We start from the raw sequence: 14,302 nt of genomic DNA, 5'->3' as shown, positions 1-14,302 counted from the left end.
GGCTTAAATAAAAATCATATTTAAGCCTGATTATGCTATATTTTGCTTGTTTTTGCCTAAGCGAACCCGGAAAAAGATATAAGCCCACGCTTATGAATCTTTTTCCGGTGAGCATCCCCCTATAGTCATCAAACTTATTTTTAAGTCTGATAACTATGCTTCGTTATAGTCCTGATTGAGTATATGCGGGGAACCCTTTCCTGCATAAAAATCAGCACAGATATCGATTGCCATTTTATAGATATTCCAAAGAGACTCTACTGTCTGGCTGGATACATGAGGCGTAAGTACAATATTATCAAGCTTCAAAAGCGGTGATGTTAACGGAAGCGGTTCAACGGCAAACACATCTAATCCTGCCCCTGCAATCTTTTTATGTAGTAAGGCTTCATAAAGAGCGTCCTCATCGATAAGGTGGCCTCTTGCCGTATTTACGATAACAGCAGTTTCTTTCATCAAGGCAAGCCTTTCTGCGTTTACAATATTATGGGTTTCTTCCATATAGGGAACGTGTACACTGATAGCGTCAGATAATTTGAAGATTTCTTCAAGAGTAACAAGCTTTGCGCCGGCTTTCTCAATAGCTTCTTTATTAGGGAACGGATCGTATACAAGGATTGTACAGTCAAATCCCCTTAATAATTCAGCAAGCTTTCTGCCGATGTTTCCAAAGCCCAAAATACCCACTGTAGCCCCTATAAGCTCGTTGCCTACATTTTTAACCCAATTTCCTGTTTTAACGCAGTCCTGATTTTGGTTAATCATTCTTTTTGCGCTTAATATTAATGTCAGGGCCATTTCGGCAACGCCGCTGGTGTTAGCGGCGGTTGTTCTTGCCACGGCAATGCCGTTTTTGCTCGCTGCTTTAAGGTCTACCTTGTCAAAGCCTACACCGAAACGAACAAGAAGCTTTGAGCTGTCCTTTACTTGGCTGAATATTTCATCATTATAAGGCTCGATGTCGATGATTCCGGCATCCGCATTTTTAAGCTCCTCAATCACGTTCTCCTTATTAAAGGGAAGCTGCGGAGCCCATTTATATTCAAACCCCAAAGACTCGGCGTATTTTTCCGCCCGGTCGTTAAGCATATTAAATATTTCCGTCCTATCTCCAAAAAAAGACACAATTTTTCTCATTTCCAGATTCATCCTTTCAAGTTTTTATGTTCCAAGATATTTATTGATGGTCTCTTTTGAAAGGTCCGCGGTTGCAGATTCATAAACAACCTCGCCTTTCTCCAGAATATAGCATTTTCTGGAAACGTCTATTGCAAAATTAACACTTTGTTCTGCAAGTAAAATAGTAACGCCAAGACCCGTAAGCTCTTTTACAATTTCTCCCAGCTGTTTTACAATAATAGGTGCAAGGCCTTCCGTAATTTCATCAAGAAGCATGATTTTAGGATTTTGCATAAGGCCTCTTGCAACGGCGAGCATCTGCTGCTCTCCGCCTGAAAGCCGGCCCCCCATAGATGTTTCACGCTCTTTAAGCCGCGGAAAGAGTTCGTATATTTTTTCCAATGTCCAGTATTCGCTGCCGTCTATGCCTTTTTTCTTCGCAATCAAAAGGTTTTCCTTTGTTGTAAGGTTAGAAAAAATATGACGGCCCTGAGGAACGTAAGCAATTCCTTTTTGCGCTATGGCATAAGGCTGAAGGCCTACAATGTTCTCTCCGTTCAGAAGAATTTGCCCTTCTGTTTTGTTATGGTTTTTAGGGTTCATGATTCCCATGATGGTTTTCATGGTGGTGGACTTTCCAACACCGTTTCTTCCTAAAATACATACGGAATCGCCCTCTTCTACCTCAAGGCTTAAATCAAAGAGGATATGGCTTTTATCATAATAAGCATTTACCTTTTCAAGCTTTAAAACACTACTCACCGGAAACACCTCCCAAATAAGCCTCCTGTACAAAGGCATTTTGTTTTATTTCAGCAGGGGTGCCGGTTGCGATCATAGAGCCATTACTCATAACGGAAATACTTTCAGCATAGTTAAATACGATATCCATATCATGCTCTATGAACATAATGGTCATCTTCTGCTCTTTTCCAAGTTTGTGAATCAAGTCCATAAGCTTATAGGCTTCTTCTCTTGCAACACCGGCGGCAGGCTCATCAAGGATAAGAAGGGTTGGTTCCATAGCAAGGGCTATGGCAATATCAAGCCTTCTCTGGTCACCGTAGGACATAAAGCCTGCAACTTCATTGATTTTATCCTGTATGCCTACGATAGAAAGATAATGCTCTATTTCATCTTTAAGATAATTATCTCTTACACTTAAGAAATTAAAGGCCTTTTTATTCATATTAATACGGGAGACCTGAACATTTTCATAAACCGTAAGATTATGAAATATCTGGGTAATCTGAAAGCATTTGCACATGCCCTTTTTTACAATTTTATGGGGCGCAAGCCCCGTAATATCTTCGTCTTTGAATATTACCTTTCCGCTTGACGGGGCAGTTCTGTTGCATATCAGGTCCATCAAAGTGCTTTTGCCTGCTCCGTTAGGGCCTATGATAGAGCGTATCTGGCCTTCCGGCACTTCAAAAGAAACATCCTTTGTTGCGTGAAGGGCGCCGAAATATCTGTTCAGGCCTTCAACTTTTAAAATAGGATTTGCCATTATTTTGCGCCTCCCTTTTTCTTGATTTCTTTCTTGCCTTTTTCCAGTTCAAGAGTGGATTTATCTCTAATTAAGCCGCCTTGGAGGAAAAGCACGCAAAGCACAATAATTACGCCGGCTATAGCCTGGTAATAATTTGTTATAATCGGAAGCTGTACATTGATAATCGTTATAATAGCCGCGCCTACGATTGGGCCGAAGAAGCTGTACATACCGCCTATCAGACACATAATAAGGCCGTCAAGAGAGGTATTTGAAGAAATCATGGTCGGGAAGGCCCCCATGTTTCTCATGGCGTAAAGAAGCCCGGCAATTCCGCAGAAGAAAGAGGAAACAATATAAGCGATTAAACGTACATTTCTTGTGTTTATGCCAAGGAAGGTAAGCCTTTCAAGGTTCTCGCGGCTTCCCTTTAAGACCTTGGCAAAAGGAGATTTAAAAAACAAATAAATTAGGAATATACATATTGCAGAAACTATAAAGCAAAGATAAAAATTTGCTCTTGTACTTGTGGCAAAGGGTAAGCGAACCGCTCCTGTGATCCCTGTATCGCTTCCTACAATCTGAAGCTTTTGAACCATAGTCCACAAGAGCGTATTGATACCCATATTCATAAATGCGAATGCCATGTCATCATTTGACCTTAAGCAAAGTATTCCTATAAATGCCGCAAGGAGCAGATTCAGCACAATGGCAAGTATCAAGGCAGTAAATAAAGGCATATGCATACGCACTACCATAAAAAGATAAGCATAGGCGGTAAAGCCGAAATAAGTACCCTGGCCTAAAGGTCTAAGGCCGCCAAAGCCCAGTATTATGTTTACAGCGGATGCAAAAAGCATAAAAATTACCATACGGCTTAAAAAGTCCATAACGGAGTCGGAAGCCATAAGCGAAGCAATGAATATTGCTAAAACGGTAATAATACCGAATAAAGTATCACGTTTCGTCTGGGACATGTTTTTATATTGACTGATCACCTTATGCCGCCCCTTTCTTAGTGAATATACCGTTTGGTTTAATAAACATACAAATAACCATCAATGCGGCAGGGAGCAAATTGTAATACTGGGGAAGAACGATTGCCCCAAAAGCATTTACAAGGCCTACCAAAAGGGCCGCCGGAAGACAGCCGTCCATATTACGCATACCGCCGATCATCAAAATAGGCATAATATTACCGAAGATGGAAAGGCCTTCTTTAGGGCTCATACCTGTTATAGGCGCGTTTATAACTCCGCCTAAACCTGCGATGCCTGTTCCTACCATAAACATGATTGCAAAAAGCTTATTTACATTAATACCAAGGCATGAAGCCATTTCTCTGTCCTTAATGATTGCACGCATCATCATGCCTAATTTTGTTTTATTTATCATAAACCAGAATGAAAAGGCGATGGTTGCACCTACAGTTATCATAAACAAATAATACATGGGAAATCTGATTCCAAATAAGGCTACAGAGCCGCTTAAGGCTTTAGGCAAAGTCATAAGCCTTATGGAGTATCCCCAAAACATAACCATGGCATCACATACTATATAAGCAACGCCAAATGTTAAAAGCATAATATAAAGCATGTTTTTACCAAACAGAGGGCGAACCGCCTTCTCAACAAATATACCTAAAACACCAACAATAATAGGTACAATTATAAGCGCAGGAAAAAAACCTATAGATGCCGCTATCGTATATGTCAAATATGTTCCAAGAACAAAGAATGCGCCCTGGCCAAAGTTAACCATGTTCATGCCGCTTATAATAAGCGACATGCCTGCAACCATCATATATGAAACCATCCCGCTTGAAAGGCCTGTTACTAAAGTCTGAAAAAAGTAAGAGACTGTCATAGTAATTCTCCAATCTACATTATTAATTAAACAAATAATGTTACCGCTAACGTATTAAAACCGAATATGCCAATTTTTCTCCTTAAAAAGCTATTTATTAAGTTAAAAAACCAGCTTTATCATGACCAATTCACATAAAATCCTGCTCTTCAAGCTTTTATATAAATATTGAAACAGGCGTCAGCAGATATTTAAAAATACCAGCAAAATACTTTAAATATTATTCCCAATTCACAGAAATTAAAGGCTTAATTTAATTAACTGCTCTGAAAATTCAAAGATTTAAATATCTTTCATAAAATTTCTAAGAAGGAAAAATAAATATATTTGTAATTTTCAGAGCTTCACAATATAAAAAGATATTTTAAAATAAACAAATCTGACAGTATTAAAAAGCTGCTGAAACCTTGCATTTATTTGACTTTAATTGAGTTCTTCAGAAATGAAATTTAAATTGCTTTCAATTTAAACCATCACCCGCTAAGTTCACAGGGTATTTAATCCATGTCTTCCCTGTTGTCTAAAAGCCTTACTTTTCATAAGAACAGTATAAGCCGCAATCTCTTGCGATGCGGCTTATACCTGTTTGTATATACCAGATGAAGTATTTAATACTTAGTGAAGTTCCCTTATCGTCAACAAACTTCTTTTCAGGTTTATTGATAATAAGGCAGAAGTTTAAGAGCCCTGACATCTGATTTTATTAGATTATAATATCCAAGACATTTAAAGCCATTAAGTTGTTAGAGTTATTTGCTTAATTCTGATAAATCCTTAAATTCGATGCCCATATCCTTCGCATAAGCCTGCATTTCCTCTTTTGTCGGAAGCACTTCTTCTGCTTTGTAAACAGCATGAACGTCTCCTATAGGAATTGACCATGTGCCTGTTGGGTCTTCAACAGCAGTTACATAGTAATATGAATGGTTCATAACATGGTCAAATTCACGGAAGCCTAAATCTTCACCGTAAATAGTGTCGAATTTTACGTTTTCAAGAGCTGTTGTAACGCTTTCAGGACTGTAATCGTCTGCTATTTTTAAAGCTTCGCAAATAGCCATGATACCTATGTACCAGGTATATCCTAAGTCTGAAGGCATAATATCCTGATTGTACATAGCCTGTCCGATTTCACTGTATTCTTTAACCATGGCATCGTTTCCTTCAATTTCGCTCATCCAGAAAGGCCATAAATCTACGCCGTGAACCTTGCCGTAAGGATAGTTTCCTGCTTCTGCAAGGGCTGTCGTGTTTGTAGAGTCACAAGTATACCAGCCTAAATAATCTGCTATATCCCAAAGACCGAACTGCTGACCCTGATTGATTAAGGATACGAAGTTAGGGCCTGCAACAGCACCGATAATAACATCAGGATCTTTACCTACTACAGAGCTTATAATTGTAGAAAACTCTGTTGCACTTGAAGCAACCTGGCTTGAACCTAAGTTCTGGAAGTCCTGCCCTAATGCTTTGTAGAAGAAGTCACGGCTGTCACCTGATGCTCCGCCGTCGTTTCCTATAAAGTATGCAGAAGTATAGCCCTGTTCTGCAGCATATTTAGCATTCATATTCGCTATGGCCCATGCATTGAAACCTACGGAAAACATGTATCTTGATGCATTTTCAATCGTTACGCGGGTATTCATGGTGCAAGGCGTTACCATAGGGAACTTATTTGTTTCTGCCCACTGAGCGCCTGTAGGAGCCTCTCCGTCGGATTTAGGCCCTAAAATAGCAACTACGCCCTCACCTACAAGCTCAGTTGATTTCTGAGAAACGTTTGCTGAATCTGATGCTGTGTCACGATATACAAGAACTACTTCTTTGCCGTTAATACCGCCTGCATCGTTGATTTCTTTTACTGCAAGCTGAGCGCCTGCTTCGCCCCATGCAACTGTTGCTGCCGCTGCGGAAGACCTATCTGTAAGAACGCCTATTTTGATTACGTCTGAAGATTCTGTTGCTGCTTTCGGTGCTTCGCTTTCTGCCGGCTTGCTTTCAGAAGGTTTGCTTTCTGATGAGGGCGCCTGTGAAGGAGCTGCTCCATTTTCTGAACCGCCGCACCCTGCAAGTAAAGATACAGACATGGCTGCTACTAAAACCATACTTAATAATTTTTTCATTTAAGAAATCCTCCTTTTAAGGAAATATAAATCTTATTTCTAACTAATTATATTTACAGCAATCAAACTATGAAGCAAATCAGGCAGAAGCCTGATTTGCTTTAACAGCTTCTGTAAATCAAATTATTGGCTAAGGCTAAAAAGTTTTAAATGTCTCAAATTCTAATTAAATAAGTCTTTCTTCATATTAAATACTTCTTTATTCTTATTTACTTCTTATCCGGGTCATGTACGTCGTCTTCTCTTACAAAGTAGTCGGCATTTCTCTGAGCAACGGAGTCCTGCCTGTTACGTACATATTTGTTTTCCAAATCCACCCAGTAGCCGTCTGTAAGGCCGAACATACTCATAGTGGTAAAAGTTTTATATCCTGTGTGGTCGAAGCAGTAATCCACATAATCGTTATTCTGCTCCATCATTACATGGCGGCCTACATCAAGCATGGCAAGCATCGCCGCATGCATTGAGTAATGTATGCCTACAAGCTTGTAGTTTCCAAGGGCTTTAAGCTCGTCCATGGTAATCTCATTAGGGTCATGAGCCTTTCCGCAAATGTCGGGATACCACATAGGGCATGTGTAGGCTTCGTTTATTTTCTTGCAAAGCTCAAATTTATTGCCTTTAACTTTATGCATCCATAAAATGCATATCATATCGGCTCCGGCTTCCATATAAGCCTTCATTCTCTTTATTAAATCATCGAAATCCTCTTCAGGATTTGTGTCGCAGCGTGCTATAAGGAATCCATTCTGGCCGCCTGCATCAAGTCCGTCACGAGCTGCCTTAAATCTAAGAACGGCGTCTTCTATAGGAAGCTGACCATCTCTTCCAAGCTCACTTGTATCCGTTACAAGGACTCCCGCTGCACCGGCTTTCATAATCCTTTTACAGCCATAATATGTATTCAGGCCGCGTCCAAAGCCAAAGCCGTCGTCCGCATCTATGATAAGCGGCATATCCGTCATATTGGTTATTCTGTCTGTAACCTGACAAAAATCATCAATTGAGAGAAGCTGTAAATCAGGAATGCCTGTAAGGGCACAGGCCAAATCTCCGCTGCTTACCATAATAACCTCAAAGCCGTTCATTTCAGCTGCTTTAGCTGAAGCGCAGTCATGAAGTTCAGGAACTATGCGCACTTTGTCATCTTTAATCAGCTCACGTAAACGCTTAGCAGAATTGTTCATATTCTCCTCCATTTTGTATATGACTTATTTATATTTATCAGTTATAGTAAAATATTAAAGCCTGTGTTTAATATCCGGGCGAACCCAGCCTTCCGGGAAGCCTTCAACAGCATTTCCAACGATAGTATATTCTTTGTTGTTATTAGTAAAGCTGTTTTCTAAAGCCATATATGCATGAGGGTCGAAAAGAGGTGTTGCGGAAAAGCTCTTAACCCCTGTAGCAGGTGCATGAGTAAATGTATATCCTACACTCTGGCTTTTGAATATTTCACGGCCATGTTCAAGCATTCCTTCAACAGCTGCCTTCATTGTATAATGGGTAGAGCACATTACAAATCCTAAGGGCGTAAGCTGTTCCATAGTGCAGTAAGGCGCTCCTGTTTCTTTGTCCGCACGCACGTCTGCAAATATTTTAGGTCCTTTTACTATTTTGCTCATTTCAACTGCCTGCTCATAAGTAGAAACCTTAACCATCATAGCAAGCTCTGCACCAAGCTCCATGGCTTCATTAAGTCTTTCGCAGCCTTCCTTCATCTGTTCAGGATCATCAGGATCGGCATTTGTACGGGCAATAAGCATACAGTCTGTACCCTTTAAAGCTTCAACAGCAGCACGGATTTTAGCCATAAACTTATCTCTTGGAAGAATAATTGTAGAGTCTTCCATATCTCCTGCATCTTCAAGCTGAATCGCAGCAGCACCTGCCTGGGCAAGACGCTTTGCGGATCTGTAAACGGCAAGAGGCCCGCCGAATCCGTCTTCTATATCACAAATAAGAGGGATTGAAGATGTCTGGGCAACGCGAGATACCATCCATTCTAAATCCGTAAGGTTAGTAAAGCCGTAATCGATGCAGCCGTTCATAGCTATTGAAACTTCTCCCCCGCTTAAAAGGCTTACAGGGAAACCGCACATTTCTACCGTATGGTTAGAGCAGCAATCATACACACAAGGAACTAAAAAGCATTCTCCCTTTTTTTCATCTAAAATCTGTTTCAGTGTTTTGGGACTTGACATGAAAATTTCCTCACTTTCTTTATAAAAAATTTATAAGCGACTGATTGGCTGATTGACCTTTACATCCTTAAAAAGTATTCAGACTTATTTAAAATCAGGTAAAAGTTAATTAGCAAATACTTCTTTTAAGGTTTGATGCCTATAGTATGTTTTGAAACCGGAAAATCATACGTTTTTACTACCTATACTCGAATAAAAGTAAAGCAGTAGCGTTGTAAATTTGCTTTTCCTTGATTTTATGCCTTCTTGGAGCCTGTTCCTTACTATGGAAGAAGAGCAAATTTACTATATGTCTTTTCAAAAGCTTCAAAACACGCCTTAAGCAGTATTCAATTTGCTTTTATCCCATCTGCATATAATGAATAAAACAAAGAATAAAAGTACAATAAATCAATTTAAGCTCAATATATTGAATTTATCTTTTGAACATTGATTTACTATAAATAAAATAGCAATACAACCCTTAAACCGTTTTAATACTATGGACCTTTTTGCTATATACACCTTCATATCTGTACTTATAAGCGATCCATAGGCTTATGGGTAAAAGTTATGTTCACTGGCTTATATAAGTGATATATAATTGATATGTAAGTGTTATATGCTTGTAGTATACAATAGTTATATTAAAACAATTGAAGTATACTATATTATTTTTTGCGTTACAATGTTCAATATATACAAGTTTAAACCCAATAATATAGTATAATCGCATAAAAGACAAATAAGATTTAAGCTTTTTCATTCATTCTTTACATGGAAATACTCTTGTCTTTTTCAAATTTATATCTTATAATAAACCTGTTGTATACATCATAATTATTTATATCTTAGATTTATACTATTTATTTCATTAATTTTCAGATATTTTAGATTATATAAATTTTACTGATTTCCTCATCTTGTTATAATCAAATTACTGCAGATATAAAAGAAAATGTTTTAGTCGTTGCGTTTAAGCTTGAATATGTATAAAATAAGCTTAATATAAAAGATATTTCATGGGATTACCCTTAAGAAGAGAGGTATATATATTGGTACAAACGAAACAGCCTAGTAAATTGAATTTAAAAAAACAAGCCTACAATATTTTAAAACATAAGCTGGTTTACTGCGAAATTCCTCCCGGTACGATGCTTAATGAAGCCCAGCTTGCTTCCGAGCTTGGTTTTAGCCGTACTCCTATAAGGGAGGCCATAAGCGTTCTGGAAACTGAAGGCTATGTGCGTGTTGTGCCTAAAAAAGGAGTTCTCGTTACGGATATTCTTCTTAGTGATGTACTCCAAATCTTTCAAGTTCGTATGGAAGTAGAACCTTTGGCAATAAAGCTTGCTTCTAACAATCTGCCCACAGATGAGCTTCTTAAATGGAGACAAAAATTTATAGAAAACCCCGTTGACATAGAAAACGGATTTATTCTTGATACGGATATGCATATGTTTATTATTGAACGCTGCAACAACACCTATATTATTGAAATGATGAAAAAGGTATTTGACAAAAACACCAGAATAATCATATCCAGCAACCAAAATCACTCACATATTAAAGAAGCCCACAGCGAACATATAGAGATATTAAATTCTCTTATTAGCCAGGATTACGATAAGGCCGCAATACAGATGCGAAACCATGTAAGCCATTGCTGCAAAGCAGCTTTAGACTTTTTTTACACAATATAAAACCAAAAAAAGGCCCAAATTATAGAGTATTCTATAATCCGGGCTTTTTTATTGATTTAACGATTCACTTGTTTTATATCCTTCCCTCACCTCTTTAAACATTCCTCTATAGAAACAGCGTTTCCTATTTTATCATTATAATTATGTTGACAATGAATTAATCATCTGATATATTTGACTTAAATTGGTCTATTTATTTTAAGTCGACCCAAATTTTTTTAATTTTATATCGAAGGGATGATTGTTTCATGAAAGAAGTAATTTCTACATCAAAAGCACCTGCCGCCATAGGACCTTATTCACAGGCTATAAAAACAGGCGGACTTATTTTTGTTTCCGGCCAATTGCCTATAGATGAAAGCGGAAATTTATCTACAGGAACAATAACAGAGCAGACAAAAATAGTGATGAACAATGTAAGCGAAATATTAAAAGCAGCAGGCAGCGGTCTTGATAAAATTGTTAAAACGACAATCCTTTTAACAGACCTCGGCGTTTTTGGGGAAGTAAACGAAGCTTATGGAGAATTTTTTACAAATGAGCCTCCTGCAAGAGCATGTTTTCAGGTAGCCGCTCTTCCTAAAAATGCCCAAATAGAAATAGAAGTAATCGCAGCCGTTTAATTTCATAATTATTTAGATACCTATTTTAAAATTTTATTAGGCCTTGTTTATTATTTAAGGCTTTTTAATATATGCTGAAATAAACGAGCGGAAGATTCAAGTCTTTCGCTATACGAACAAGGAGGAAAAAAATGGGGCATTTTGAAGACAGCGCCGTAAATCTTGATATTTTAAAAAAACGCGCATTTAATTACCGCTGGGCAGAAGTTCAAGAAGGAGTTATTCCTCTTACTGCGGCAGACCCCGACTTTCCTGTGGCTCCGCAGATAATAAAGGCTATGAAGGATTACCTTGACGGAGGGTATTTATCCTATACGCCTAAGCTGGGGCTTCCGGAATTTCGTGAAGAAATTGCCAAATCTTTAAACACCAGAAAAAATGAGCATGTAAATCCTGAATGGGTTCTTCCTATTGATTCCGCCGCTAGAGGAATGTATATTGCCGCTCAGGCAGTTTTAGAGCCTGGAGATGAAATGCTTATATTCGATCCCGTCGATTATTTATTCGGACAGGCGGCCTTAGCTGCCGGGGCTGAAACTGTACTTTTCCCAGCAGTCATAAAAGATAATAAAATTGATTTATCAACGCTTGAAGACTACATAACACCGAAAACAAAAATGATTGGTCTTTGCAATCCTCATAATCCATGGGGAACGGTTTATACGGAAGAGGACCTTGACCATATTCTCAAAATCGCTGAAAAACACAATATATGGATTATGAATGATGAAATATGGTCTGATATCGTTTACAGCGAAAAACCCTTCAAAAGCATTTTATCCTTATCCCCTGAAAGAAATAAAAAAATCATTTCTGTATTCGGTTTTTCTAAAAGCTTTGGTGTAGCGGGTTTAAGAATAGGCTGTATTTATTGTCATGACCAACAGGTTTTCGACAAAATAGTTGAAGTATCTCATGTTATGACTACTGCCGGCGGAATCGCTTCCATAAGCCAGATAGCAGGCATTGCCTGTTTAAGAGAAGGCTATCCCTATGTAGAGGAATTTATAGCCCACCTCACGAAAAACCGTGACTACGCTTATGAGAGACTCAATAATATGAAAGGCATAAGCTGTACAAAACCCCAGGCAACTTATCTTATTTTTCCCGATATAACAAAGACAGGCCTTAAAAGTCAAGAATTTGCAGATTTTATGACGGAAAACGCCGGTCTTGCCGTAGTTCCAGGCACTGCGAAATTCTTTGGCCCGGGAGCAGAAGGTCATATCAGAATCTGCTTTGCCACAAGCCGAAAAATACTTGAAGAAGGACTTAACAGGCTTGAGAAAGGACTTTCTCTGATTAATAAAATTTAATTGTTCTAAGCGAAGTTAAAAAATAACAGAAACGCAAGCTTATAAATAGTTTTTTAAGGGAGCGTCTCTCTATAGTTACAAACATCTTTTCATCTTTATTAACTATATGTTAAAAGCAGGCATTCTTTAAATTCAATATATGAATATAAGAAACGGAGGAAAAATGATGAAGAAAAAGTTAACCAAAATTCTTGGTGCGCTCCTTGTTACATCATTGGTGTTTGGAGCGTGTTCACCGAATGCTTCAAATAACAATGCACCTTCCGGAAAAGAAGCTTCCGGAAGCGAAAACAATGAAAGTACCGCCGGAAAGGATACTCTTGTTATCGCAACAGGAGCAGAGCCCAAAAGCCTTGATGCTCACGGTGCTAACGACGGAGACTCCACAAGATTTAAACATCTTATTTATGACACCCTTTTAAGGCAGGATGAAAACCAAGCGGTTATTCCGGGCCTTGTTGAGTCATGGGAAATCGTTGACGAAACAAGCATTAATCTAAAACTTAGAGAAGGCGTAAAATTCCATAATGGAAATGATTTCAATGCCGATGACGTTATGTATACTTTAAAACGGGCCTTTGACAGCGAATTTGGCAACTGGATGGTTTGGGCCATCGATTTTGAAAATTCAAAGGCTGTCGATGTGTACAATATAGAGCTGAAGCTTACAGAGCCCTGTGGCGCTCAGCTTACACAGCTTGCATTCCTTTATGTAGTGGACAAAGAAACCGTAGAAGAAATGGGAGCTGATGCATTTGCGGAAAATCCTGTAGGAACAGGCCCCTTCATGTTCAAAGAATGGTACAGAGGCGACCGTGTTGAATATACCACCTATAAAGATTACTGGGGCACTGTACCTTCCTTTGATAATCTCACCATGCGTATTATTTCCGAATCCTCAAGCCGTACAATAGAAATAGAATCCGGCGGCGTTGATGTTTCTCTTCAGGTAGCCGCAAGTGATATTTCCCTTCTTGAAGATAATGACGATGTTAAACTCCTTCGTACAGCAGGTTTCGGCAATAACTTTATCGGATTTAATTGTGCAGCAGAGCCTTTCAATAATGTTAAGGTTCGTCAGGCTTTTAGCTATGCTGTTGATAAATACTCTATCGTTGAAGCCGTTTACAGCGGCATGGGTTCTGTTGCAGACGGTCCTATATCACCTGCTATCTGGGGATATAACCCAAACCTTAAGCAATATGAACAAGACAGTGAAAAAGCAAAAGCTCTTCTTGCAGAAGCCGGATATCCCGACGGAATAAAAGTAACCCTTACCACAAGCGATAAGGCTGTTCATGTAGATATTGCTGAAATGCTTCAGAACCAGTTAAGTAAAGCTGGCATAGAAGTTGAAGTAATAACCCTTGAAAACGCAACTTACCTTGACAGAATTATAAACGGCGAGATACAGATGTATGTTCTCGGCTGGACCACCAATACAGGTGACGCCGACTATGGTTTATATGAAACCTTCCACACGGGAATGCCCTCATGGTCTAATACGGCAAGATATGAAAATACAGAAGTTGACGAACTTCTTGAAATCGGAAGGAAAAACCCTGATCAGGCGGCACGTCAGGAAGCCTATAACAAAGCTCAGGAAATCATCGTAGAGGAAGCTCCTTGGATATTCCTTTATAACTCTGAAGAAGTGGCAGCCGTAAGAAGCAATATAGACGGCCTTGTATCTCCTCCTTCAGGAAGATATGAATTTAATACCATTACTTTTAATGATTAATATTCCTTTAAGTTTGCTTTCATTTTGATTATTTAAAGAACTGCATTAAAATTTGTTCTGCTTCACCTCGTAAACTTTCAGGCATGTTTTGAAGTTTTATAAATGCCTGATTCATATAAGCAGGCAAAAATCAGAT

12 protein-coding genes are annotated in these 14,302 nt (G+C 38.7%); 4 read left to right on the top strand and 8 right to left on the bottom strand.

Going from position 1 to position 14,302, the window contains the following annotated elements; translation table 11 throughout:
• Positions 1 to 153: 153 nt before the first annotated feature.
• From NBX03_RS06895 to NBX03_RS06860, 8 genes are all read right to left on the bottom strand, one after another.
• Positions 154 to 1,137 (bottom strand): phosphoglycerate dehydrogenase, encoded by a 984-nt coding sequence (locus NBX03_RS06895; protein WP_250230015.1) that lies wholly within the window; start codon positions 1,135 to 1,137, stop codon positions 154 to 156.
• A 24-nt stretch (positions 1,138 to 1,161) separates the two neighbouring features.
• Positions 1,162 to 1,881: an ABC transporter ATP-binding protein gene (locus NBX03_RS06890; RefSeq protein WP_250230014.1), complete on the bottom strand. Its 720-nt coding sequence runs from the start codon at positions 1,879 to 1,881 to the stop codon at positions 1,162 to 1,164.
• Entirely contained in the window at positions 1,874 to 2,629 is a 756-nt protein-coding gene (locus NBX03_RS06885) for an ABC transporter ATP-binding protein (RefSeq protein WP_250230013.1), read from the bottom strand. Before NBX03_RS06885 ends, NBX03_RS06890 begins: the two co-directional genes overlap by 8 nt.
• The gene (locus NBX03_RS06880; RefSeq protein ID WP_250230012.1) at positions 2,629 to 3,609 is read right to left on the bottom strand and encodes a branched-chain amino acid ABC transporter permease; all 981 of its coding nucleotides are present in this window, start codon (positions 3,607 to 3,609) and stop codon (positions 2,629 to 2,631) included. The genes NBX03_RS06885 and NBX03_RS06880 overlap by 1 nt, the downstream gene beginning before the upstream one ends.
• Position 3,610: 1 nt before the next feature.
• Positions 3,611 to 4,477 (bottom strand): branched-chain amino acid ABC transporter permease, encoded by an 867-nt coding sequence (locus NBX03_RS06875; protein WP_250230011.1) that lies wholly within the window; start codon positions 4,475 to 4,477, stop codon positions 3,611 to 3,613.
• A 749-nt stretch (positions 4,478 to 5,226) separates the two neighbouring features.
• On the bottom strand, positions 5,227 to 6,600 hold the full coding sequence (locus NBX03_RS06870; RefSeq protein WP_250230010.1) for an ABC transporter substrate-binding protein: 1,374 nt from the start codon (positions 6,598 to 6,600) through the stop codon (positions 5,227 to 5,229).
• Between the two features lie 209 nt (positions 6,601 to 6,809).
• Positions 6,810 to 7,787 (bottom strand): isocitrate lyase/PEP mutase family protein, encoded by a 978-nt coding sequence (locus tag NBX03_RS06865; RefSeq protein ID WP_250230009.1) that lies wholly within the window; start codon positions 7,785 to 7,787, stop codon positions 6,810 to 6,812.
• A 54-nt stretch (positions 7,788 to 7,841) separates the two neighbouring features.
• Positions 7,842 to 8,804 carry an isocitrate lyase/PEP mutase family protein gene (locus tag NBX03_RS06860; protein ID WP_250230008.1) on the bottom strand — a complete coding sequence of 321 codons (963 nt, stop codon included), beginning with the start codon at positions 8,802 to 8,804 and terminating at the stop codon, positions 7,842 to 7,844.
• A 1,034-nt stretch (positions 8,805 to 9,838) separates the two neighbouring features.
• Between NBX03_RS06860 and NBX03_RS06855 the strand changes: the two genes are divergently transcribed.
• The 4 genes from NBX03_RS06855 (at position 9,839) to NBX03_RS06840 (ending at position 14,166) form a co-directional block, all read left to right on the top strand.
• Positions 9,839 to 10,486: a GntR family transcriptional regulator gene (locus tag NBX03_RS06855; RefSeq protein ID WP_250230007.1), complete on the top strand. Its 648-nt coding sequence runs from the start codon at positions 9,839 to 9,841 to the stop codon at positions 10,484 to 10,486.
• A 248-nt stretch (positions 10,487 to 10,734) separates the two neighbouring features.
• On the top strand, positions 10,735 to 11,109 hold the full coding sequence (locus NBX03_RS06850; RefSeq protein WP_250230006.1) for a RidA family protein: 375 nt from the start codon (positions 10,735 to 10,737) through the stop codon (positions 11,107 to 11,109).
• 131 nt (positions 11,110 to 11,240) lie between these two features.
• Positions 11,241 to 12,425, top strand: coding sequence for a pyridoxal phosphate-dependent aminotransferase (locus NBX03_RS06845; protein WP_250230005.1), 1,185 nt, complete (start codon positions 11,241 to 11,243; stop codon positions 12,423 to 12,425).
• A 163-nt stretch (positions 12,426 to 12,588) separates the two neighbouring features.
• Positions 12,589 to 14,166 (top strand): ABC transporter substrate-binding protein, encoded by a 1,578-nt coding sequence (locus NBX03_RS06840; RefSeq protein ID WP_250230004.1) that lies wholly within the window; start codon positions 12,589 to 12,591, stop codon positions 14,164 to 14,166.
• Positions 14,167 to 14,302 lie beyond the last annotated feature (136 nt).

The sequence above is a fragment of the Anaeropeptidivorans aminofermentans genome (genome assembly GCF_940670685.1).
In the GTDB taxonomy this organism is placed as follows: domain Bacteria; phylum Bacillota; class Clostridia; order Lachnospirales; family UBA5962; genus Anaeropeptidivorans; species Anaeropeptidivorans aminofermentans.
Note: the sequence above shows the minus strand (reverse complement) of the source record. Positions and strands in the feature narration are given on the sequence as shown.

Coding starts and splice junctions, on each gene's coding strand:
- NBX03_RS06845 (WP_250230005.1), top strand. CDS start 11,241: ATGGGGCATTTTGAAGACAGCGCCGTAAATCTTGATATTTTAAAAAAA.
- NBX03_RS06895 (WP_250230015.1), bottom strand. CDS start 1,137: ATGAGAAAAATTGTGTCTTTTTTTGGAGATAGGACGGAAATATTTAAT.
- NBX03_RS06850 (WP_250230006.1), top strand. CDS start 10,735: ATGAAAGAAGTAATTTCTACATCAAAAGCACCTGCCGCCATAGGACCT.
- NBX03_RS06860 (WP_250230008.1), bottom strand. CDS start 8,804: ATGTCAAGTCCCAAAACACTGAAACAGATTTTAGATGAAAAAAAGGGA.
- NBX03_RS06865 (WP_250230009.1), bottom strand. CDS start 7,787: ATGAACAATTCTGCTAAGCGTTTACGTGAGCTGATTAAAGATGACAAA.
- NBX03_RS06885 (WP_250230013.1), bottom strand. CDS start 2,629: ATGGCAAATCCTATTTTAAAAGTTGAAGGCCTGAACAGATATTTCGGC.
- NBX03_RS06870 (WP_250230010.1), bottom strand. CDS start 6,600: ATGAAAAAATTATTAAGTATGGTTTTAGTAGCAGCCATGTCTGTATCT.
- NBX03_RS06840 (WP_250230004.1), top strand. CDS start 12,589: ATGATGAAGAAAAAGTTAACCAAAATTCTTGGTGCGCTCCTTGTTACA.
- NBX03_RS06875 (WP_250230011.1), bottom strand. CDS start 4,477: ATGACAGTCTCTTACTTTTTTCAGACTTTAGTAACAGGCCTTTCAAGC.